The following is a 22,520-nucleotide window of genomic DNA, read 5'->3' on the forward strand; positions in this document are numbered from 1 at the left end:
GTGGGGTTCAGGCCTTCGCGGCCTGCATGAGATCAATCAGCTTCCGGGCTGCCGCCTCGGCAAAGGCCGGATCATTAATCGCCAGGTCCACTTCGATCAGTTCAACTCTTGAGCGGTCCACCTGCTGGCGCAGGGTATCGAACAGCATCCGGTCCTCTTCAGGGCCGTAGAAGGGCTGACCCTCCACATCAATCGCCGAAATACCGCCAAGCGGCAGCATAAGCACCGTACTCTCCGTTGCCATATTGAGCTTCTCGGCCAGCTTCCTGCCGAGCTGTTCATTCTCCTCCACGGTCGTCCGCATCAGGGTGACTGTAGGATTATGATGATAGAATTTGCGATCCTTGAACTTCTCCGGTACGGTATCCGCCGGTCCGAAGTTGCACATATCCAGGGCGCCCACCGAGACGACCTGCGGAATACGGTTGCGGCCTGCGGCCTCCAGGCGGTGCGGTCCTGCGTTCAAGACGCCGCCGATCAGTTCATCTGCCCATTCGGTGGTGGTTAAGTCCAGCACCCCTTCAATGAAGCCCGCTTCGATCAGCGCCTCCATCGATTGTCCGCCGATTCCGGTAGCATGGAATACCAGCACCTCGTAGCCGCGCTCCTCCAGATATTTGCGCGCTTCAGTCACACAAGGTGTGGTCACTCCGAACATGGTGGCTGCGACCAGCGGCTTTTTCTCCGGTTCATAGTCTGCTTCGAACATGAGCATGCCCGCGATGGCAAACATCGCATTGCTGAATATTCTCGTCGAGATCGAATTGAGGCCTGAGACATCCACGACCGACGGAATCATCATAATATCGCTGGTCCCGACATAGGGAGCCGTATTTCCTGATGCAACCGTGGATACCAGAACCTTCGGTACGCCAATTGGCAAGGCTCTCATCGCAGGGGCAACCAGTGAAGTTCCGCCGGTACCCCCGAAGGAAATGATGCCGTCAAATTTCCCCTCCTGGTATAACCGGGGAACAAGCTGCTCCAGTCCTTTGGACAACACTTCTGTAGCTAACGCCCGGTCTTTCTTCGCGGCAAGCTCGTCCAGCTCCATCCCTGCGGCGGATGCGACCTCCCGGTTAGACACATCGGGTTGAAAGGCTGGCTCGAATACACCGGTATGGATCATCAGGGCTCTGAGACCCAGCTCCTCTGCAAGCTTCTTGATGTACAGGTACTCCTCACCCTTCGTATCAAACGTTCCAGCTATGGCGATCGTCTTCATTCTGTGGCCTCCTCGTATACGAATCATAGATTCATCATACCGGGCAATTTTATGGATGAAAACGCTTTTATGTTCTATGTTTTTGTGTTTAGGTTAGATTTGTACTGCTTGGGCGAGCAGCCCATGAGCTTTTTGAACATTCTGCTGAACTGGGCATAGTCGGGATAGCCGACCATTGCGGACACCTCGGATAATTGCAGGTGCGGAGCCTGGAGTAGTATGGCAGCCTTTTGCATACGGTAGCCGACCAGATAGTTCTGGAAGCTGCACCCTACCTCCTTTTTAAACAAGCTGCTCAGATAACTGCGCGACACATGCGCCACCTTGGCCAGATCCGCGAACACTACTTCCTCGCTGTAGTTCTGGGCGACATATTCTTTGACGAATTCTACGTAATCGTAATGCCGGGTGATGCCGCTGAGCATCTTGACCATGAGATCATCCTCATCCAGCTTGCCCAGGCGCTTGAAATCGCGGGTTATGGCTGTAATCGACTGCTCGGAGGGAATCCGTTCAAAGGCAGAGCCGCCAATGTAGCCCATAATTTGCGTGTTGCTGCTGTACATATACTGGACATCAACCGGAGTCTTGACCGGGCCGCCGTAGATCATCTTAATGACTTCAGGCTTAACCTCTCCGCAGGCAGTGAGAATACGCAGCGCCTTCGCCTTGGCAGCTTCCAGAGAGACCACCTTCCGCGCCCCCAGCAATCCGCCTACAGTCAGGCCGAGATGCACACAGATCACATCCGCTCCCGCCTCTGCCATCTGGACCGCCTGGGCTTCGTCGAAGACGAAGGCCACTGTGAACAGCTCCTGCTGATGAGCCAGACGTATAGCCTCCACCTCCCTGTCATAGCTGATGCCGTCTTCCTCCAATGCCTCTCTGAATACCCCGTCAATCAGGCCGATCGTCGGATAATTATTCACTCCCGCGAAGCCTCTGGCCTTAATCTCTTCTATATACAGGGACATTTCTCTCGTTGGATCATTCGCATTCAGCCCGAACAGCACCGGAGTGTCTCTTACCAGCGGCACAATCTCCTTCGAGGCAAAATCCATCACCATCTCATTGCTGTTGCAGAAGGGCAGGAACCCCGCCAGCGAGCTTCTCCCCATCTGCCGGAACTTGCCGGAGTTCAGCATTAGAATGAAGTCAGCTCCGCTGTCAGCGGCAACCTTGGCTGTAATTCCCGTGCCTGTCGAGACACCGATAATGTGGTTGCCTTCGCGCAGCTCTGACTGAAGCCGCTCCAGTATGGCTGTTCTGTTCAAGCTCTATCCCCTCATCTCTCCAGCAGAATTCCCAGCAGAACATACGCAAGCATGATCCCGCCGGCTGCATAATCCATCAGTGCATATTTTAGCAACCTATAGGAAGTCCGTCCCTTCCCGTTCCCGTAAGCCCTTGCCTCAATCGTCATCGCCAGCTGCTCCGCCCGCGCAAGGGTGGTGACGAGCAGCGGAATCACTAATTGGATGTAAGCCTGTACCCGGTTAAGGCCTTTGGTATCCTTGATATCATACCCTCTGGCCTGTTGCGCCACAAGAATGCGGTCCAGCTCCTGGGTAATAGTGGGGATAAAACGAATAGCCAGCATAACCGTCAAGGCCAGCGCTTCCACCGGAACGCCCAGACGGGTTAACGGCTTGCAGAGCTGTTCCAGACCCTTGGCCAGATCGAGCGGTTTCGTCGATAATGTCAGGATGAGGGCAAGCGAGACCAGGAGCAGAATCCGCCAGAGTGCGAAGAGCTCATTCCTTAGTCCTTCCTGGTTGAACAGGAGATGATAGAGCATTGGCAGCAGCAGGATGAACAGAATCGGCCGCAATGCCCGTAAGAGCATACGAAGAGGGATTCTTGATAATAGGACCTGCCCCCCGGTGAGGACTGTCGCTGCAATATATCCGGAGGGCGCCTGGAGGTGCATACTGCCCATTGTGAAGGCAACAAGGAGGAGCAGCTTCGTTCGCGGATCAAGCCGGTGGATGATAGAGTCTGAGGGGACATACTGCCCGAGTATAATTTTATCCGTCATTGCTTAGAGAACTTGATCCTGCCAGATAGCACTCACCGTTCGAAAAATCTCTGCTTCCCTGCAGCTTGCAGGCCGGGGCTTCTCTCCAGAACATTCCCCGATGATTCTCAAAAGCTGAATCGGCTCCGGTGCAGGCAGACCTGCTTGCTCCATGCAATCTGCCTGCTTCAGGAACAGTTCGTTGACCTCCCAATGTCCTAACAGGCGGCCCTGCCCCATAATCATCACCTCATCCGAGTATTCGGCAACATCCTCCAGCTGATGCGACAGGAACAGCACGGTCCGCTTGTGCTCTTCCTGCCACTTTTTTAGCCTCCTGAGCAAGTCGTTCTTGTTCCCGGGATCAAGCCCAGCGGTAGGTTCATCCAGAATAAGCATCGCCGGCCCGGCGATCAGCACAGAAGCGATAGCCACAAGCCGCTTAATTCCCCCGCTGAGCTGCAAGGGATGCTGCTGAAGCAGGGCTGCGGGTAGGCCCATCTGTTCCATAACCTGCTTGATCGCTTGCTCCACATTCGCCCGGGATTCCCCCCTCATACTAAGCGCAAAAGCCAGCTCCTGATTCACCGTTGCCGCAAACAGCTGCTGCTCCGGATACTGAAAGACATAACCGATGTGCGGCACAGCCTTCAGCCTACCCTGCTGATCCTTTGGCAATGGCTGCCCACGGTAGCTATATTCGCCTTTGCTGATCGGTAGCAGACCCTTGAATACTTTGGCGAGGGTGGATTTGCCGGCCCCGGACTGACCGATAACCGAAATCCACTTTCCCTCCTGTAACGTGCAGCTTACGGATTCAAGAATGTCCCGCCCGTTCATCTTCACACTTACCTCCTGCAATGCGTAGACCATAAGGTTCTGATCGTCTCCTTCCATTCTGCATGCAGCGGAGCGTCCAGCCCGAGTGCCTGAAATAATCTTACGGCAAAAGGAGGCGCAAGCTGATGCTCCGTCATGCTTACACTGCTGAACAAGCCGGAGGGCGTCCCGTCAAAAGCCAGCTCTCCCCGGCTAAGCAGCAGCACACGGTCAGAAGGCAGTATCTCATCCATATGATGGGTAATGTGGATGATCGTCAACCCTTGCCGGTGAAGCGTGTGCATCACCTGAAGAAGGTCCTGCCTGCCCTGCGGATCAAGCATGGAGGTGGCTTCATCCAGGATGAGGATGGAGGGCTCCATTGCCAGAACAGCTGCAACGGCAACCCGCTGCTTCTGCCCGCCCGACAGCTGATGCGGAGCGGCGTCCATATAGTCTTCCATATGAACGGCTTGCAGTGCACGGGTTGCCCGGCTGAGCATTGCAGCTCTCGGGACCCGCAGATTCTCCAGCCCGAAGACCACCTCATCCAGCACGGAAGCCGTAATGAACTGATCGTCAGGATTCTGGAAGACCAGTCCAGCCCGCTCACGGATGCTTACGAGATTCTGGCGGTTCGAGGTAATCAGCCCTCCCAGCCTCACCTCTCCGGCTCTTGGCAGCAGCAATCCGTTCATTAGCTTGGCGATGGTGGATTTACCGCTGCCATTCGCGCCGATGATGGCAACGAATTCGCCTTGGCGAATGTCAAAGCTGAGCTGACGGAGCACCGGTTGCCCTCTCCGGTAAGCAAAGTCTACCTGGTCAAAAACGAGCATGGGGGATACTGCCTCCTGCACGGCCTCTTTCATGTCATCCCCTCTAGTGCGCGGCTCTTCATGAGCAGGCGGGCGATTTTGCCGGAACCAGTGTAGCTGAATCCCTCTACGTTAAACAACTTCTTAGGCAGCTTGTAGCTGGCCAGATAGGGGCGGCAATACTTCCTGATCTCATCGAGCGTAAGCCGTTCCTGACCCTGCCACTGTATCAGTAACGTTACCTGCTCCCCCCAGCGTTCATCCGGTATGCTGAACACCATCGCCTCCCGGATATTCGGATGGCGAAGCAGTACTGCTTCCACTTCTTCCGGGAACACCTTGAGCCCCCCGCTCTTGATCATACTGCCCGCGCGTCCGGCCAGGCGCAGATGCATCTGCCGGTCCTGATATACGTAATCCCCTGTGCGCAGCCAGCCGTCCCGGAATACCCGCGCCGTCTCTTCCGGCAGGAGATGATACCCGGAGAAGATCATATCGCTGCGGATGTATAGCTCCCCCACGGTGCCTTGAGGAACCTCGCGGAACTGTTCATCGCAGATCAATAGCTCTACACCGCTGAACGGCTGGCCCAGGGAGTCCTGCGGCTCCGCTCCGGTAAGCTCCAGATAGCTGATGTAGCTGGCTTCAGATGAGCCGTAATACTCATAGAGCCTAACCCCGTTGAACCTCTCGCGGCACTTAGGTATAGAAGACACAGGCCATTTGCCGCCGGAGCTAATCAAGGCCTGGATGGACACCCCGGCGTTGCTTGACTCCGCTTGGCGCAATAACGCCTCGGTCATAGCGGGAACAACGAACAGAATCATATCCGGTACACGGCAGCACAGGGTGAGCACACGCTCTGCATCGAATTCCGGAAGGAGATGGAACGTGGCTCTGCTGTACAGGGATTGCAGCAGCGCGAACAGCGACAGCGAATGCACGAACGGCCCGGGCGCAAGCACATGCTGCATCCGGTTCAGGCAGAACGCCTTCTCTGTAGCCTCCAAGCTGCTGAACCACGACTGATGGGTCCGCATATACCCCTTCGGGATACCTGTGGTGCCAGAGGTATATCCGATGAACAACAGTTCAGGGCTATCTGCGGCTTCAGCCTCCGGCCCGAAGCCTGCTACCCAATCCTCATAGCTGCCGGAGACCTGTTCCCTGCCGAAATATAGCTGGGGAATTCCGCTGTAACGACCAGTCAGATCAGCTGCGAAGCATGCTTCACTGACAATCAGCCCGGGAGCGCATTGCCGGATGACCTGCTCCAGCGCTGCTGGAGACCATTTCGGGTCCAGCAGTACGGGAGTGCAGCCTGCATAGATAGCACCCAGGACAAATTCGGCGAATTCCATGCGGTTACCGGATAGAAGCGCAACGGTCTGATTCGTGTGTCCGCCCTGCCGCAGACCGCTGGCAACCTGTTGAACCCGCTCCGTGAGCTGCTCATAGGTACAGTCTTCGTGTCCATCTGAAATTGCAATACGGTGAGGGACGAGTGCGGCACGTTCCAGAATGTGTTCTGCCAGATTCACCGGAATCTCACGCCCCCCTCTTCTCCTCAACCGGACTGAACGCCCGGAGCTGCATGGTGATGACAGCGGCCAGCAGAGCTTTGATCAGATCTCCAGGCAGAAAAGCCGCAGACCCGGCAAGTCCGGTCCAGAGCGGAGTATTCGTAATCCAGGCCATGGTCGAAGCGCCGATTAGATTAACGAGCAGAACGCCAAAGATCAGATTAACGGCGAACAGCTTCCAGGCCCGGAGCTTCGGCCAGACCGCTTCAGCGAACCAGCCGATCAGCCCGGCGGCCAGCGGCCAGCTGAACAGATAGCCTGCTGTCGGTCCAACGAGTATGGCCAGCCCGCCACGTCCGCCTGGTAATACCGGCAAGCCTAAAGCGATAAGGATAAGGAAAATGACCAGGCTGAGTGCGCCTGTCCGCCAGCCCAGAAAACAGCCGGCCAGCATGACGCCAAGCGTCTGGGCAGTGACAGGTACAGGAATAATGCCTAGCGATACGGGCGGAACCAAGCCCAGCACCGCGATAAGCGCGGCGAATAAGGCCGCATAGACCAACTCTTTGATTCTCAATTCAATAACCTCCACAAGATAAGATACAGGAATTGGGCGGCCTTCCGGTTAGGGAGCCCAGCCAACAAGCTGAATTATAGTGGAGGACGCCTTCATTGTAAACCATAAATTATAAATAGGTTCACAATTAGGATGTGAGTATACCTGATTTTTCTAATGATCCTAAGCATGTTAATATATTTAAAGAGATGAGATCGGAACGTTAGACTTGTGGAGGGTTATAGGCATGACAGCTAAAGAACATATCCTGGCTTTACTGGACAGCAATAAGGGTGAATACTTCTCCGGCGAGGACATCGCCGGGCGGTTATCCGTGACGCGCAGCGCAGTGTGGAAGGCCATCAAAGCGCTGCAGAGTGACGGCTATTCCATTCAGGCCGTCACCAATAAGGGATACTCCCTGTCCCCCCAGACGGACATTCTGTCCGCCGCAGCAGTCGCCAAATACCTGAATGCCAGGGGGCAAACGCTGCGGCTTGAAGTTTTCAAGAGCGTGGCTTCCACGAACGAGCTGGTGAAGGCGCTGGCTTCCGGCGGTGAAGCGGAAGGCAAAGTCATCCTCTCGGAGGAGCAGACCGCCGGGCGGGGCCGGAAAGGCCGGCCTTTCTTTTCCCCTGCGGGGACGGGCATCTATATGAGCATTCTGCTGCGACCCCGGCTGTCGGCGGCAGATGCTACGCTTCTGACTACCTCTGCTGCCGTTGCGGTGGCTCTGGCGATCGAGAGTGTGTCCGGCCTCAGCACGCAGATCAAATGGGTGAATGACGTATTCATGAACGGTAAAAAGGTGTGCGGAATCCTCACCGAGGCTTCCCTGTCCCTGGAGAATGAGTGGCTGGATTATGCCGTACTCGGGATCGGGATCAATGTGGCGCTGCCCGCAGCGGGCTTCCCCGCCGGACTGTCTGAGATTGCAACCTCTGTATACAAGGAGGACAAGCCTCCAGGCGATCTGCGCAACCGGCTTGCCGCTGAAGTGCTGAACCGTTTCTTAGGCTATTATGATCAGCTCAAGGACCGGCTGTTCCTGCCGGACTACCGGCAGCGCATGATGTCCCTGGGCAAGACGGTCATGGTCATTAAGGAGAATCAGCAGCAGCAGGCCACCGCTGTCGATATCGACAATGACTGCCGCTTGAAGGTCCGGTATCCGAATGGTGATGAGGAATATCTGTCCAGCGGCGAAGTCCGCATTCTGCTCTAACGCTTAGAAACCACAATTCGCAAGAGTTACATGCGGGTTGTGGTTTTTTTGTACCGTTGTTCCAGCCCTGATATTTGACATGTGAATCAATTATCGATATAGTGTGAATCAGTTCACACCACGTATTAAAGGAGGAAACGATGCCGAAAAATACGTTCTTTCGATTGGATGAAGCAAGGCGCGAGGAAATATCGAACAAGGCTATGCAGCTTTTTGTGGATCATCTTTACGAGGATATATCGATGAAGATGGTTCTGGATAGCTTGTCCATGCACCCCGGAACCTTCTACCGTTATTTTGAAGACAAAGATGACCTGTATTGTCACTTAATCCGTAATGTGACCCGGAAAAGAGCTGCGTATTTTAATAACAGTACTGAGGATTCCCTTTTCCGCTCTTTCCTTACCGGCTTATTTGGTAACGTGAATGGCACTGCGGCCGAGCCGCTGAATGAGCTGGAGATCAAGCTTACTGAGACTTTTTTACACATTCCCGAGGACATCCTGCTGAAAGTATATCTGAACGTGCTAAAGGGCGAGTCCTTCCCCTTGATCAAGGACATTATACGGCGGCTGAGGGTTGACGGATATCTCCGGCCTGATATTGACGACGACCTGATTTCATTTATGTTCGAATCTATGCAGTTTAATTTAGTCATGTTTTATAGGGAATTCGGTATTAAGGATTCTCAGATGCAGCATAAACTTAGCAAATACTTTGCTGACTTTATGGGTCATGGTCTGCTTGAAGATCATAAATATTCCGAGCTGGTTAGCGATATTAAAAAAGCAAAGGAGTAGAAGTGTATGAACAAGCATATGAGAACTTACGAGGTTTTTCCAGCACCTGTTGGCAGCTATACGGTTGGCCGGACTCAGATGGATCTGGAGTACATGGCTTCGGACCATTCCACAAGAGAATTGACGGTGTTCGTGTACTATCCGTCCGACAGCAGCGAAGATAAAGCTACATCAGCATACATGTTTCCTGAAGTCTACGAGATGTTAAAGGATCAGCCAATGGTTACCGGGTATCTTTCAGGGGGTTATTTCTCTATAGAGTTCAAGACCCGGTGTTACGACGATCTTGCTCTCTCCGCAAAGGACAAGCGCTATCCGGTGTTATTCTATGTTTGCGGCGGGGGCGGTTCTCCGGAATGGGGCACAGTGCTCTGTACGGACTTGGCCAGTATGGGATACGTTGTGGTTAGCATCGGCCATCCAAATAGTACAATGTATAAGCGTAAAGACGGACGTCTGTATAATGTATCCAAGGGTTTTTCGGAGGCTATCATAACGTTGTCTGAAGATCCGGAGATGCAGGCGCTGGCTGGTAAAATGGAAATGCGGCCTGACGATGATACAGCCGTTCAGATGTGCCGTAACGTGCTTGCACTCCCGGTAATTGCCAAGGTAACAGAGTATAGTGAATTACAGGCGGAAGATATACGGTTTGTAGCCGATCATCTGTATAAACTGGACGCTGGAGAGCTGGATTCTATCTTTAATGGCAGACTGCTCTTTGACACCGGCATGGGTATCGTCGGGCATTCTTATGGAGGGCTTACGACGGCGATGGTCTGCCGGGATGACGACCGGTTCACCTGCGGAATTGGCTTGGATAGCGGTGCGTTCGGTCTTCTGGATAGCGACCTTAAGAAGCCCTTCCTCCTGCTGTATCGTGAACCCAACTACAACATGAATGCGGTCATTGGTGCTAACAATAGCAGGGAAACCTATTATTACTCTGTTGACCGGGTTGCGCATTTAGATTACTGCGACATTGTTTTTACCAGTGCTAATGAAGTACTCAGAGGCGAACGGGATGCGATGGAGATGCGAAATGTGGTTACAGACTATACGAAGACCTTTTTGGATCATTACCTCCGGCAGAAGGCGGCAAGTGTGGACAGCCTGGCATATGATGGCGTGGACTTGGTCAAGAAGACCAGGAACAAATGAGCCCTGCAAATACGCGCCAATAGACCGCACCCCGCAAGCAACGCCTGCGGGGTGCGGTTTTTCAATTGCGGCTTAATGCTCCAGTGCTAAAATCACTTGCTCCCCTGCGCCTGCTGGGTAGGCCCGTAATTCGCCGCTCCGGTGAAGTGAACATCTTCCGGCGTGGGATACACTTTCGGGATGCGCAGATCCCGCTGATATAGTCTCAAATGCTCTCCCCGGGGAGAGATATCCACGACATCACAGCCTCTCCAGTATACCTTGTATTCCTCACCGCGCACCGTCTCCTTCACAGTAAGCGTTTCCAGCTGATGCTCCAGCTCTACAGTATCCCCTGCTCCTATACTACGGATAACAAGCAGATTCCCTTCCCTCTCGGGTGTGCAGAAGGCTCCGTTAATCTTCATGCTGAGGTTCTGACCCATCCAGTCATAGACCCGTACTGCAACATCGCATGGCTGCTTGGCTGTGATGGACATATAGCCCCGGTCGGGATAGCTCATGGTGACGGTCGCCTCCTCCGTCTCCTTATCCACCGGCATATTGACGATTACCATTCCGTCATGGAATTCCACCACCCGGTTCCATACGATCTCAAGGGCCACCGGAGCCATGCCGACGCAGCAGCCCGCAATGGAACGGAACTTGGATAGCGACATGGAATTCACGAGCGAGCCACCGGTGAAGCCCCCGATCATTCTTGTATCAATCTCCCTGTAGGTTAAGCCTGCTTCGTCAGGCCGGGTGTTGTCTGTGACCACGTAGGAAGATACCTTAAGCTGATTCTCCACCAGCTGGTTCCGCGCAAACAAGGTCATATCCTCCCAATATTCCTCATACCCGGCCAGAATCAGCTCATTCGCGCATTCGATCATATCCTTAATACAGCAGGTCTCGCAATGCTCCTCATGCGGCGGATGCCACTGGGCATATTCCGGCACCCAGCCGAAGGAGGAGGACAGGCTGCGGATATAATCATAGATTCCTTTACCTGCGGTAATATACCGCTCCTTGCCTGTTACCCGGCCCAGACGTACCAGCCCGGAAGCTACCCAGCCTGCGGAATGGACATGTCCGAAGAATTCCATCCTGTAATTGAAATAGCGCGAAGGTCCGAGCAGATGGTTGGCAATGCCCGTTGCCAGATCAAGCGCGGCCTCATCTCCGGCAATTTCATATCTGCGCACCAGAGAATGTAGGACAATGGCATTGCGGATCGCCTGCTCCCCCCGCCCGGTATGCCTGGACAGCTCGAAGCCGCCGTCCTTCAGGTACACATCATTGGGGAATTCGTACAGCGGCTCCTGCTCCTCATAGTCCCCCGACCAGAACGTTCGGACCTTCCGCTCAATCACCAGGGAGCGCATTCCCCTGACCAGCCCAGCTGCTCTCCTCTCCGCCTCCTCATCCCCGGGATCATTCTCCAGCATCCGGTTCAGCGCGGGAAGAATATAGCCCATTTCGTGAAAAGAGCTATGATTCGTATGCGTCCACGGATAAGGCTCATGAAAGCGCAGGCCGTGCTCCCCCCAGGACTTCATCAGATGACGGTAAAAGGATTGCTGCACCGCAGCGCCTTCCTCCGTCTTCAGCATTTTGCGCACCGCATCGATGGCCTCATACCAAGAGCCGACCAGCTCCGCATCGTCCACCCGGCAATGGGCAGCCTCGGCAGGCTTCTTATGCGGCAGTATAAGCCAGTAGGGAAGATTGTCTTCCTGCTCATCCACCATAGAGGTCAGATACCCCAGAACGAGCTTGGCATTGTGTAACGGCGTGAACTTTTCGTAGACCTGACTTGACATGTTGTCTATCCCTCCGCTGGTTAATCTCCGGTAACCCTAACCTTGAAATCGTCGAAGTCGATGGACGCATTCGCATAACCGTCGACGCCGAACAGCTGTCCTGTCAGTGAGCTGCCGCCGGTATGGCGGAAGGCGAAATCTGTAGCGGCCGGAACAGATTCATTGTTAATATAGACGCTGTACGTCTTGGCATCCCAGTTCGCGACCATTTTGATGGCGTACCATGTGCCCAGCGAGAAGTCTCTCACCTTGACCTTGTTGGAACCGCCATTTTGCACAAGGATTTTACCGGAATCGAACGCTGTAACCATCGAATAGTTGCTTGTACCGCTATCATTTCTTACCATGGCGCCGTTGGCATACTGGAAGTTGCTGTTTAACCGGACGCGGTACTCTATGACAATGCGCTGATTCCCCGCAGCACTAACCTCCCCAAGATAAGGCAGGAACAGGTTGGCTTTGCCTGATATCGCGGTCGTGGTCAGCCGCAGAAATTTGTTGCCGGCTTCTTCCTGGACTACAGCCGTAGCGCCATTCGTCAAATCCTGCGTAGTAATGCCGTAAGGATATTTGCCTGCTGTATCGCCGGAGAAATCCCGGTACGCCTTATAAGTTATGCCGTTCTGCGTGGTATTCAGCGAATTCAGCAGGGCAGCTTCCGCTTCAGCCAGTGCGTTCAGTTCTGCATTGAACTGTGCCTGGGTCAGCTCTGCATTACCGGCCAGCCCCTCCGCATGATCCACGGCGGCCACGAAGTCAGCATACTTGGCTGCGCTATAATTGCCTGCCCCGCTTCCAAGCGGATAGGATTTATTAGCCAGCTTGCTGCGAAGCTGATTCACGATCTCATCCAGACCATAACCAGGTACAACCTCTACAGAGATAGTGGAGGAGAACTCCTGGCCGCTGATCTTGAGCGTCACAGGAATCTGAACCGTGCCAATGGTGCTGAAGTCCAGTCCTGCCGTCTCGCTGCCGGTCACCTGGGCCTGAACCGTCTGGTTGTGGTAGACGGCATTTACAACGCCCGGAAGCACGGGAACCACGCCTGAAGGTATCTTCACTGTTGAAGTGACCTGAACGGCATCGGAAGCGGCAATGACTGTTATGTGGAAGGTAGCTTGCTTGCCGCCGGATACGGCTGTAATTTGCGCTATGCCCGGTTGAACGGCATTTACCGTATGGGTAGCCGGGTCAACTCCCGCCACGCCTGGATTGCTGCTGGTGTACTGCGCACTTCCTGTTACATCCTGAACTTCATAATTGTTGTAATATGCTGTTGCCCGCAACGGTGAGCTGGTCTGGCCGCTGATCAGCACAGGCTCCGGTCCGGTGAGTGCCAAGGACTGTACCGTTCTGGGATCTGCCTTGACGTTAACTGCCACGGTAGCAGTCCGGCCGTTGTAGGCGGCAGTAATTGTTGCACTTCCTGCCCCGGCGGCCTTCACCTGATTCCCTGCTTGAATCACGGCTACGTTCGTATCGGACGAGGTCAGGATCACGCCTGCCGTGACAGCAGCATAGGTAGTTCCTGTTACTGTATAAAGGGGCAGACTGCGGGTCTCGTTAAGACCAAGCGTATATCCGGGAGTCCCGAACAGCAGCTCCGTTGTATTCAGCCGGGATAGATCCAGGCTGTCGATGTCGGCCAGATTATTCCCCTTGGTGAAGCGGAGAACGTTGTCTCCCTGCTGAAGATAGATTTTCGCCGTGGAGGCTCCCCAGCGGTTCGCGCCGGAATAGACAATATTCATCGACGCTCCGGGCCCGCCGTTGACCGACAGGATATGGGAGGCATCCCCCGCATTCGCAGAGCCGTTGCTGTTGCGCACGGACATCACATAGAAGCCCGCTTCCGGCACGTTGACGTTGAACTGGGCGTAGTCGTAAGCGTTAGCCAGATTGGTGATCTTCATCCCGCCGGAGGCGGAGCTTTCGCGCCGGACTGCCGGGGATGAAGTGCCAGCGGGATCTTTTACAAGCAGAGCTTCTTCAGCTTGATAACGAATCCGGGCCGGCTCGCCTGATGGGATTGCTATCGGACTGTTCGGATTAACGGGCTCTCCCAGGTTCGGCGTGTTGTCTGCGTTCCAGGAGAACTTCTGCGCGCGGACATTGCGGGTCCAGCCTGAGCCCGGCCAGCGGGCGGAATGGTAGATGATCCAGTCCTCGGTCCCGTCCGGTGAGGTCACGATGCTGTGATGGCCCGGGCCATAGACACCGTTCGCGCTGGAGAAGATCGGCTGATTACGCTTGGTCCAGGAAGCGGGATTCATCAGATCAGCGCTGGTGCTGGCGGTGATCAAGCCGAGACTATAGCTGTCTGTCCAGCTTCCGTTGGCGGAATAGACCAGATTGATCTTGTTCCCCTTGATCGTAATCTGCGGGCCTTCATTGATCCGGCCGGGTGAGGTCTCCCAGTCATACTCCGGTGTGGACAGGAGCACGCGCTGCGAGCTGATCGTCCATGGATTGCTCATTCTGGCGATATACAGATTCTGAAAGCTGCCATCGGTGTCCTCCCAGCCGGACCAGATGAAGTAGTGCTGGTCACCGATCGTCAGCACAGTGCCGTCAATCGCCCATCGGTCCGTGGCATCGGTAATCTTGCCTTTGAAGGTCCAGCTTCCGGTCATCGGATCGGCACTGGCATTCTCCATCACATACATACGGTGGTTAGCGTTGGTTCCGTTATCGGCTGCAACGTAGATATACCATTTGTACTGGCCGTCCGTATCTTTGAGATAATGCATCTCCGGCGCCCACACGTTGGAGCTGTACATGGTTCCCTTAACTGGCGACCAAGCCAGACTCCGCTCGCCTGCCTCAATACCGGTAATCGTCTTCGACCTGCGGACCATCACTCCACTGGCATTAACAAAGGTGTTGTAATAATAGCCGTCCGTGTGCTTGTATACCCAGGGATCGGCCCCGGTCTGCATGATGACATTGTAGAAATCCGTCACATTCGTTCCTCCTTGTACAGCCACTACCGGCTCTGGTAGTGACGTCCCCGACTCTTCCGCCGCAGCTCTCCCTCCCCACTGAGGCAGCATGAGCAGGACCGCTAGGCTGAGCAGCAGAGCTTTGACGCTTGTTCTGGACCACTTCTGTTCTTTCCGGGCTGAATTAACCGCTTTCATTTTTTCATCTCCTTCTCGTTCGAATGATGACTCCGGCTAGCGTACTCATAATACCCTCCAGGACCGCTTAAAAAAATGGACTATCTTAAATTGTTTTTGTAACCGTTTTAGTAGAAAATAATTACAGTGCGGCGACGAGCCAGGTTAGTAACCAAACAATTGGATAAACGCAGCTTAATTTCTCGACATCTGGCGATTGCAGGGGAACAAGTGGAAAAAGAGCAACTGCTGCTCACGGATTCAGGCACTTTAAGTAAATAGCGCTTGAGTAAGTGTTGTTTATCCACCTGCTGCGCCAGGCAAGGCTGTATCTCCATCAGCAGGTGGACTAAATCCAACTGTTCCCCCTTCCCGCCTGAATCATCCTGAAGCCTGCCCTCCCCCATGCAGCCAAACAGGGCACCTCCCGATAAACGGAGGTACCCTGTCCAAACTCATATACTATTAACTCCTCCCGGCAGCTTCGGAATTTTCACGTTCACGGTTGTCCCATAGCCCAGCCGACTGTCAACGGTAAGTCCGTAGCCTTCTCCGAACAGATGGCGGAGCCGGTTATGAATATTCAGCAGCCCGATGCCCTGTGCCGATTGCCCGGTCAGAGCCAGCTCCTTATGCTCCAGGCCAAGCTTGGCCTGAAGGGCGGCCAGTTCCTCCGGCTCCATTCCCCTTCCGGTATCCGTAATACAGAAGCACACATCTCCGCGCGCATCCAGGCTCCCGGTAATCTGAAGGCTTCCACCCTGATCCATCCGTTCCAGCCCATGATAGACCGAATTCTCCACGATGGGCTGGAGGATCATCTTAGGGGTTGACAGCTCCAGCAAGCTCTCCTCCACATCGAGCGACAAGGAGAATTTATTCTCGTAGCGGATCAGGATGATCTTCATGTAAGCTTGTATGCAGTCTACCTCTTCACGGATCTGCACAAGATCATCCTTCTTGATGCTATAGCGGAAGATCTTGGACATGCAGTACGTAATTTGCGCAATCTCTCGGCTTCCGTACTCCAGTCCGATGCTGCTGATACAATTCAGCGTATTATACAGGAAGTGGGGATTAATCTGGCTCTGCAGGGCAGAGAACTCCGCCTGCTTCTGGCTCAGCTCGGATTCATATAGTCTGGCCTGGGTATTGAACATCTCCCGCGTCATTTCGTCCATCTCGTCCATCATCCGGTTAATATCCTGGGCCAGCAGGCCCACCTCGTTGGTGAACCGGACTTTGATCCGGAAGCCTCTGTCCCGCCCTGCCACCTTCTTCATATCCATGACCAGTCCCATCAGGGGACGCATCAGATTGTGCAAGAAGAAGCTGCCTGTAATAATCATACTCACAATAATACCAAGGCCCACCATAATGCTGACCTTCCGCATGGGAATCATGTCAGCCGTCAGTTCCTGCACCGGGATCATACTGACCACACGCCACCCGTCAGCCTGCTCCAGCCCCTTAACCTGAACGAGAACCTCCTTGCCGCCGATCGTTGCTTTTACCCCGTTAAGCAATTGGTTCTTGTCCATAGACAGCACATCTTTGATCACATTGCCCCGCGCATAGGAATTGGTGGAGGCAACCACCTCGTCCCGGTTATTCAGAATATACAAGGTGGAGTTCTGCGTTAATTCCGTATTCGCGACCAGTCCCTGCATTTTGTCCATATTGACCATCACCATGCAGTAACCCGTAATCTGTGAGAAATGGACGCCCCCGATGGACTCCACAATGGGAGCAATATAGAAGAACTGTTCCGTCCCTGTCCGGTCATCCTTTAGAATGGCGGTGAACTTCCCCTTCTGCCGAAGCGCAGGATCGTTCTTGTACGGTCGGATAAAGGTCTCATACAGATTAATATAAAAAATATCGCCGCTTGCAGAATCCTCACTGGAGAGGCGTCTTCCCTGGAGGTCATTGATCATGATGCCCTTCACATAGGAATTGAAGGACCGCATATATTCCATCAGATCCAGTGCATAGGGAGCGCTGTCGAACGCCCTTTTGTAATCATCATCGGCTATGGTGAATTCCTGAATCAGCTTGCTGTTGACCGCAAAGCCGGTGCTGATCCGGATATCATTGAACACCGAATCAATCTTGCGGCGGGTCTGCTCAATCATCTTGTTGCTGTAGGTGACCGCCCGCTTCTGTGTCAGATTCGAGAAGCTGTAGAAGAAGTAGAACTCCATGACCATGAAGATCAGGATGGAGCACACGATGAACAGCCATAGCTGATGCTTCAATTTCACCTTGCCGGTCTTCATGGCCTGTTGCTCCGTTCACTTTCCCTTTTTCTGAATTTGGCGGGCGTCATCCCGCAGTGCTTCTTGAACACCTTATTGAAATAATAGTAATCTACATACCCGGACTGGATGGCAATGCTCTCAATGGACAGGTCTGTCTGCTGCAAAAGCCCGCGGGCTTTCCTGATCCTCAGCTCAGCCACGTATTCAGAGAAGGTTTTGCCCAGATTCTTCTTGAACAATTGACAGCAATACACCTGATTGATGAAAAATTGGACCGACAGCTCCTTCAGATACAGCTTCTGCTCATAATTCCGGTCGATATAGGCGACCATCCGGTTGAAGCAGGAGAGAATATCCCCTTCCTGCAAAGCACGGCTATTCCCTTGCCGGAGCACGGTAAGAACGTCATACAGGAAGCTGCACAGCGACTCCAGATCCTCGAACCGCTCCTTCAGCTCGGCATAATTCAGGAACTCCAGCTCCATGTCTCTGAGTTCTTCCGAATAGGCGCTCGTCAGAAGTCCGACGGCCTGATTCCATAAGTAGACCACCTCAATCATTCCCAGCTCATGAAGTCTGAAGTATTCCTGCAAGCCCAAGATGAATGTCTCGATGCTGTCATATTGATTACCATGAACTATAGAGTGCAGCTCATCTATACAGGGCTTCACCTGAGGCAGCTTGGGATTATAGTGAACCGCGCCGGAAGCTTCATCCACGAATACCCGGGAGGCCGCCAGCTCGGCTTCCTTGATCAGCTTGCTGATCTGCTTAAGCCCGCTGCCGATACTGCTGATCCCCACCACAGGAAGCCCTGGACTGCCTGCGGCCGCAGGCCAATCATCCGTGATTCCTTCCAGCTCACTCTCCTGCTCTGTGATCAGAACCGCCAGCAGGGTGCTTGCTCCGTTCTCTACCTCCAGCACATGAACCGGCTGCCCGTCCAGCTTCAGCAATTCGCCGAGCTTCGGCCGGTCTGCCTCATAATGGACAGCAAGCACCCGGCAGCAGCCTGCACTCATGCCGGCAGGAAGGCAGCGCCTGATCTCATCTTCATCTGCTGAGGTAAGTGCATCCAATAGAAGATGATTGCGCGCCTCACTTCGCCGGGAGAAGTGCAGGGCGAGCTTCGCCAGGAACGTATCGGTCATATCCACATCCAGCGGCTTCAGGAAGTAATCCAAGGCCCCGTAGCGCAGCGCTTCCTGGGCGTATTCAAATTCCGCATACCCGCTTATAATGACGAATTCCGAGTCTATGCCCTGCGCTTTGGCCCGCTTCATCAGATCGAGCCCGGAAATCTCCGGCATCCGGATATCTGTGACCACCAGATCCGGCTCCTGCAAGGCGATGGCTTCCCACGCCTGATATGCACTTGTGAACTGTCCCGAGATTTCAAAGCCATACTGCTCCCAGTCAAAGGCATTGCTGATCCCTCTAATCGCCCACGACTCATCATCTACAATAATGACCTTGTACATGGATATCCTCCTGAGACTGTGGATTCTTCTGATGTGGTTACATAAAGGAAATGCGGATAAACCAGGCCAATGAACAGCCAGTGGTTTATCCGTATTTCAGGTGTTACTTCTTATTCGCCGTGACTTCCCTGTAGTTCTTCACATTCTCTTCCTGAACCGCTTTACCGCCGGCATCCATGTATTCTTTGACCAGCTTATCGTACAAGGCGTCGAATTCGGACTCCTTGGCCACGATCAACCGGTCAATCATCTGCTTGTTCATATCGCCCAGCGTCTTGCCGTATTTGATGTTGGATTCGTTCGGCACCCCGTAATAGAAGGATGAATAGCCGTCTGTTGTGTTAATTTTGTACGATTCCATAGCGAGCTCCTCATACTGCTTATCCCCGGAGGCCAGGGCTGCGGCATAGGTTTTGACGTTCTTTTCGGTGTCGCCCAGCTCAGCGCCGTTAACAATCATCGTATAATCCATGTTCAGATTACTCATTTGCATTTTCTCGCCGGTCTGTGCAATCCCTTGCGGGATGCCGTCTTTCAGAGTATGGTGAACGCCTTCTTCACCAAACTGCAGGAAGAACATCACCTCCGGGTCCGCCATCCAGTTCAGATATTTGACTGCCAGCTCCGCGTTTTTGCTGCTTTTGGGAATGAAGGAGAAGATTCCGTTCTCATTATATACCTCTTTGAGGTATTTGCCTTCGGCATTTTTGAAGGTATCCACCGGAACATAGTGGGCATCCGGCGAGTTTTGCTTCAGCGGAACACGGATTTTCTGGGTCATCGGATAATCCCAGTTGGCGGCATAGAAGCCGACCTTGCCGTTGGTGACATCGGCATCCGCCTGCTTGGTGGTTTTGTCCAGGGCAAAATCGGGGCTGATCAGCTTCTCATTATACAGCTTATTCAGCCATTTATACGCATCCTTGTTGCCCGGCTTCAGCCAGTTCGGCGTGGTGACGAATTCCTCCTCTGACATCTGGCCCCAGAAGGATTGAACGAGGTTGCCGAAGGTGTAGTTCATGCCGGCTGCCGCCGTTGCCCAGGGAATGACACCGTTCACATTGCCCGGGTTCTTGTCGCGGAAGGCCACCAGCGTATTGTATAACTCATCTCTATTGGTCGGAAGCGGCATCCCGAGCTTGTCGAGCCAATCCTTACGGATGAACATCCCGTTCCAGGCCAGCAGGGTGCGCTTGCCCGGGATGGATACCTGCTTGTCGTTATATTTGCCGTAAGCGAGAACGTTCTCCCCGAGATAAGCCTTTAATTGCTGGCCGTGGCTCTCCAGCAGCTCATCGAGCGTGTAGAGGCCGTCGCTTTTGGCAAAGCGGGTCACCAGTGTCCCGTCATAGGTGAACGAGATGTCCGGAGCCTGGCCCGCAGCCATTAATACGTTCAGCTTATCAACCTCCTGGGACCGGGGAACCGGTACATATTCAACAATGGCGTTATTCGGCTTGCCGAAATGCTCATTCACATATTTCGTCCAGAAATTATTATTCAGATCCGGCTGGCCCTGAACCCCTCTGTCGAACACCTCCACCGTCAGCTTTGCAGGAGGATCAGAAGGGGACTTTGCTGCATTAGACGACTCCGGCGCGGCTGTCTCTTTGCTCTCTTTATCATTGCCGCCGCAGCCTGCTGCAACGCCGGCCAGCAGCACGGTGCTGCACAGAACGGCCGATATTTTCTTGATTCCTGTCTTCACGGTATACCACCCTTTCATCTCTTATCATGATAGTAATCCAGATTATAGCTTCCTTGCCCAGGCAGCTTCAACTTCCGCCAGCCAAGCATCCCCCCTTCCCTGGAGTGTACCGCTTCAGCCCTTGATCGCGCCCGTCATTACACCGTCGACGAAATACTTCTGCAGCTTGGGGTAGATCAGCAGAATCGGAATGGTGGTGAACATGACGCTTGCGGCTTTCAGCGACTCTGGCACGATGAACGAGCCGACACTGCCCTCGCCGCCCTGCTGGCTGTCCAGCTGCTGGTTGGCTGAGATGATCTGGTACAGCTTGAGCTGCATGGGATAGAGCTCTTTTTTGGTAATATAAAATAACGCATCCTGGAATCCGTTCCACCGGTCTACGGCATAGAAGAGACTTAAGGTGGCAATCGAAGGCAGCGAGAGGGGCAGGACAATCCGGAGAAGAATTCCCAGATCCGAGCACCCGTCGATGGACGCCGATTCCTCCAGACTCTCCGGAAGGGAGCTGAAGAAGGTTTTCAGGATAATCAGATTAAATACACTCATCGCGCCCGGCAGCACCAGACTCCATATCGTATCCATCATCCCCAGGTTCTTGATCAGGATATAGGAAGGAATCAGACCGCCGCTGAAATACATCGTGAAGACCAGAGCGGACAACAGGAAGTTTCTCCCCCACAGCCGCTTTTTCGTTAACGGGTACGCCGCACAGATCGTCAGGAACATACACACCACCGTGTAAAAAATCGTCAGGACAATGCTATAGCCCAGCGTATACAGCATATCGGCATCGCTCAGAATCGTCTTATACGTCTCTACAGTGAAGTCTACCGGCCATAAGCTAACCTTTTGCGAGATAATCGCTTCGTTAGAGCTGAATGATAGCGCTATCATATATAAAAACGGGACAATGCAGGTGAACGACAAAGCCACTATAAAGACTATAATCGCAATATCTGCCACACTTGTTTTCCGGCCAATCCGCCCTGTTCGTATCGTACTTGCCGCTCTCACCATATCCCATCCTCACCCAATTTCTTCGCAATATAGTTGGCACCGATCAGCAGAGTCAGACCTACCACAGACTGGAATAGCCCGACGGCCGTTGCCTGGGAGAAGTCTCCCGAGCTGATGCCCACTCTGTACACGAAGGTGCTGATGACATCGGAGTATTCGCTGACCAGTGAATTACCCATTACAAACGGGCGGTCGAACCCGATCGATACCATTCGGCCAATCTGAAGAATCAGCAGAATGTTAATCGTAGATTTAATGCCCGGCAGTGTAATATGCCACATTTTGCGGAGTCTGCTGCAGCCGTCCATATCGGACGCTTCATACAGCTCCTTGTTGATGCCGGTAATCGCCGCGAGATAAATAATCGTACCCCACCCGATGTTCTGCCATACCCCCACAGTAATATAGGTGACCAGCCAAGGGGTCTTCTGTGACAAGAATTCAATTTTCGACAGGCCCAGGCTATCCAGGAAAAGATTAACCATCCCGCTGTTGGAGAACATCAGATAGACAATCCCGCCGATAATTACCCAGGACATGAAGTGAGGCAGATAGAGAATCGTCTGCGTTAATTTCTTAAATCGGGCCATGCGGACCTCGTTAAGCAGAATCGCCAGGATAATCGGGGCCGGGAAGCCCGCCACCAGATCCAGCACATTCAGGACCAGCGTATTTTTGAGGGCACGGTAGAAGCTGTCCTGCTGAAAAATAAACCGGAACACATCAAGTCCGACCCATTCGCTTCCACTCGTCCCCTGAAAAATATTGTAATCCTGAAAGGCCATAATCAAGCCGTAAATCGGTGCATATTTAAAAATGGCAATGTACAGGAGTGGCAGCAGCAAAAGGATGTAGAGTAGGCCATCTCTCCTGATCCTGAGCCAAAAGGTGTGTCTTCGCGTGAGTCCGATTTGATCTTGCTGATTGTTTAAAACCGCTTTCATTTCTCCCATCCCTCCGGCTGTATTAAGGAGCTCTC

17 protein-coding genes are annotated in these 22,520 nt (G+C 53.5%); 3 read left to right on the forward strand and 14 right to left on the reverse strand.

The window, feature by feature from the left end:
- Positions 1 to 7: 7 nt before the first annotated feature.
- The 7 genes from MHH78_RS19965 to MHH78_RS19995 all read right to left on the reverse strand — a co-directional run bounded on the left by MHH78_RS19965 (position 8) and on the right by MHH78_RS19995 (position 6,979).
- Positions 8 to 1,225, reverse strand: coding sequence for a Tm-1-like ATP-binding domain-containing protein (locus MHH78_RS19965; protein WP_341168553.1), 1,218 nt, complete (start codon positions 1,223 to 1,225; stop codon positions 8 to 10).
- 74 nt (positions 1,226 to 1,299) lie between these two features.
- Entirely contained in the window at positions 1,300 to 2,499 is a 1,200-nt protein-coding gene (locus MHH78_RS19970) for a phosphoenolpyruvate hydrolase family protein (protein WP_341168554.1), read from the reverse strand.
- Between the two features lie 11 nt (positions 2,500 to 2,510).
- On the reverse strand, positions 2,511 to 3,263 hold the full coding sequence (locus MHH78_RS19975; RefSeq protein ID WP_341168555.1) for an energy-coupling factor transporter transmembrane component T family protein: 753 nt from the start codon (positions 3,261 to 3,263) through the stop codon (positions 2,511 to 2,513).
- A gap of 3 nt (positions 3,264 to 3,266) precedes the next feature.
- A complete protein-coding gene (locus MHH78_RS19980; protein WP_341168556.1) occupies positions 3,267 to 4,115 on the reverse strand; it encodes an ATP-binding cassette domain-containing protein in 849 nt (282 codons plus the stop codon).
- Positions 4,091 to 4,933 (reverse strand): energy-coupling factor transporter ATPase, encoded by an 843-nt coding sequence (locus tag MHH78_RS19985; RefSeq protein WP_341168557.1) that lies wholly within the window; start codon positions 4,931 to 4,933, stop codon positions 4,091 to 4,093. Before MHH78_RS19985 ends, MHH78_RS19980 begins: the two co-directional genes overlap by 25 nt.
- Positions 4,930 to 6,420, reverse strand: coding sequence for a class I adenylate-forming enzyme family protein (locus tag MHH78_RS19990; protein ID WP_341168558.1), 1,491 nt, complete (start codon positions 6,418 to 6,420; stop codon positions 4,930 to 4,932). Before MHH78_RS19990 ends, MHH78_RS19985 begins: the two co-directional genes overlap by 4 nt.
- A 7-nt stretch (positions 6,421 to 6,427) precedes the next feature.
- The gene (locus MHH78_RS19995) at positions 6,428 to 6,979 is read right to left on the reverse strand and encodes a biotin transporter BioY (RefSeq protein ID WP_076075406.1); all 552 of its coding nucleotides are present in this window, start codon (positions 6,977 to 6,979) and stop codon (positions 6,428 to 6,430) included.
- Between the two features lie 226 nt (positions 6,980 to 7,205).
- On the opposite strand from MHH78_RS19995, the gene MHH78_RS20000 reads away from it, so the two are divergent.
- From MHH78_RS20000 to MHH78_RS20010, 3 genes are all read left to right on the forward strand, one after another.
- A complete protein-coding gene (locus tag MHH78_RS20000) occupies positions 7,206 to 8,183 on the forward strand; it encodes a biotin--[acetyl-CoA-carboxylase] ligase (protein WP_341168559.1) in 978 nt (325 codons plus the stop codon).
- Positions 8,184 to 8,323: 140 nt separating this feature from the next.
- Positions 8,324 to 8,983 (forward strand): TetR/AcrR family transcriptional regulator, encoded by a 660-nt coding sequence (locus MHH78_RS20005; RefSeq protein ID WP_341168560.1) that lies wholly within the window; start codon positions 8,324 to 8,326, stop codon positions 8,981 to 8,983.
- 18 nt (positions 8,984 to 9,001) lie between these two features.
- On the forward strand, positions 9,002 to 10,144 hold the full coding sequence (locus MHH78_RS20010) for an alpha/beta hydrolase (protein WP_341170351.1): 1,143 nt from the start codon (positions 9,002 to 9,004) through the stop codon (positions 10,142 to 10,144).
- Positions 10,145 to 10,236: 92 nt separating this feature from the next.
- On the opposite strand, the gene MHH78_RS20015 is transcribed toward MHH78_RS20010, so the two are convergent.
- The 7 genes from MHH78_RS20015 to MHH78_RS20045 all read right to left on the reverse strand — a co-directional run bounded on the left by MHH78_RS20015 (position 10,237) and on the right by MHH78_RS20045 (position 22,485).
- A complete protein-coding gene (locus tag MHH78_RS20015) occupies positions 10,237 to 11,949 on the reverse strand; it encodes a hypothetical protein (protein WP_341168561.1) in 1,713 nt (570 codons plus the stop codon).
- 20 nt (positions 11,950 to 11,969) lie between these two features.
- Positions 11,970 to 15,092: a family 43 glycosylhydrolase gene (locus MHH78_RS20020; protein ID WP_341168562.1), complete on the reverse strand. Its 3,123-nt coding sequence runs from the start codon at positions 15,090 to 15,092 to the stop codon at positions 11,970 to 11,972.
- Between the two features lie 434 nt (positions 15,093 to 15,526).
- On the reverse strand, positions 15,527 to 17,350 hold the full coding sequence (locus MHH78_RS20025) for a sensor histidine kinase (protein ID WP_341168563.1): 1,824 nt from the start codon (positions 17,348 to 17,350) through the stop codon (positions 15,527 to 15,529).
- Positions 17,347 to 18,813 (reverse strand): response regulator, encoded by a 1,467-nt coding sequence (locus MHH78_RS20030; RefSeq protein ID WP_341168564.1) that lies wholly within the window; start codon positions 18,811 to 18,813, stop codon positions 17,347 to 17,349. Before MHH78_RS20030 ends, MHH78_RS20025 begins: the two co-directional genes overlap by 4 nt.
- Positions 18,814 to 18,916: 103 nt before the next feature.
- A complete protein-coding gene (locus tag MHH78_RS20035) occupies positions 18,917 to 20,521 on the reverse strand; it encodes an extracellular solute-binding protein (protein WP_143803561.1) in 1,605 nt (534 codons plus the stop codon).
- A gap of 114 nt (positions 20,522 to 20,635) precedes the next feature.
- Entirely contained in the window at positions 20,636 to 21,541 is a 906-nt protein-coding gene (locus MHH78_RS20040; protein WP_051478146.1) for a carbohydrate ABC transporter permease, read from the reverse strand.
- The gene (locus MHH78_RS20045; RefSeq protein ID WP_083684461.1) at positions 21,535 to 22,485 is read right to left on the reverse strand and encodes an ABC transporter permease subunit; all 951 of its coding nucleotides are present in this window, start codon (positions 22,483 to 22,485) and stop codon (positions 21,535 to 21,537) included. Before MHH78_RS20045 ends, MHH78_RS20040 begins: the two co-directional genes overlap by 7 nt.
- Between the last annotated feature and the right edge of the window lie 35 nt (positions 22,486 to 22,520).

Origin of the sequence: Paenibacillus sp. FSL H3-0333 (genome assembly GCF_038002805.1) — a bacterium.
GTDB lineage: Bacteria > Bacillota > Bacilli > Paenibacillales > Paenibacillaceae > Paenibacillus_AQ > Paenibacillus_AQ silagei.

Coding starts and splice junctions, on each gene's coding strand:
- MHH78_RS20010 (WP_341170351.1), top strand. CDS start 9,002: ATGAGAACTTACGAGGTTTTTCCAGCACCTGTTGGCAGCTATACGGTT.
- MHH78_RS19980 (WP_341168556.1), bottom strand. CDS start 4,115: ATGGTCTACGCATTGCAGGAGGTAAGTGTGAAGATGAACGGGCGGGAC.
- MHH78_RS20015 (WP_341168561.1), bottom strand. CDS start 11,949: ATGTCAAGTCAGGTCTACGAAAAGTTCACGCCGTTACACAATGCCAAG.
- MHH78_RS20045 (WP_083684461.1), bottom strand. CDS start 22,485: ATGAAAGCGGTTTTAAACAATCAGCAAGATCAAATCGGACTCACGCGA.
- MHH78_RS20020 (WP_341168562.1), bottom strand. CDS start 15,092: ATGAAAGCGGTTAATTCAGCCCGGAAAGAACAGAAGTGGTCCAGAACA.
- MHH78_RS20025 (WP_341168563.1), bottom strand. CDS start 17,350: ATGAAGACCGGCAAGGTGAAATTGAAGCATCAGCTATGGCTGTTCATC.
- MHH78_RS20000 (WP_341168559.1), top strand. CDS start 7,206: ATGACAGCTAAAGAACATATCCTGGCTTTACTGGACAGCAATAAGGGT.
- MHH78_RS20040 (WP_051478146.1), bottom strand. CDS start 21,541: ATGGTGAGAGCGGCAAGTACGATACGAACAGGGCGGATTGGCCGGAAA.
- MHH78_RS19975 (WP_341168555.1), bottom strand. CDS start 3,263: ATGACGGATAAAATTATACTCGGGCAGTATGTCCCCTCAGACTCTATC.
- MHH78_RS20005 (WP_341168560.1), top strand. CDS start 8,324: ATGCCGAAAAATACGTTCTTTCGATTGGATGAAGCAAGGCGCGAGGAA.
- MHH78_RS19965 (WP_341168553.1), bottom strand. CDS start 1,225: ATGAAGACGATCGCCATAGCTGGAACGTTTGATACGAAGGGTGAGGAG.
- MHH78_RS19985 (WP_341168557.1), bottom strand. CDS start 4,933: ATGAAAGAGGCCGTGCAGGAGGCAGTATCCCCCATGCTCGTTTTTGAC.
- MHH78_RS20030 (WP_341168564.1), bottom strand. CDS start 18,813: ATGTACAAGGTCATTATTGTAGATGATGAGTCGTGGGCGATTAGAGGG.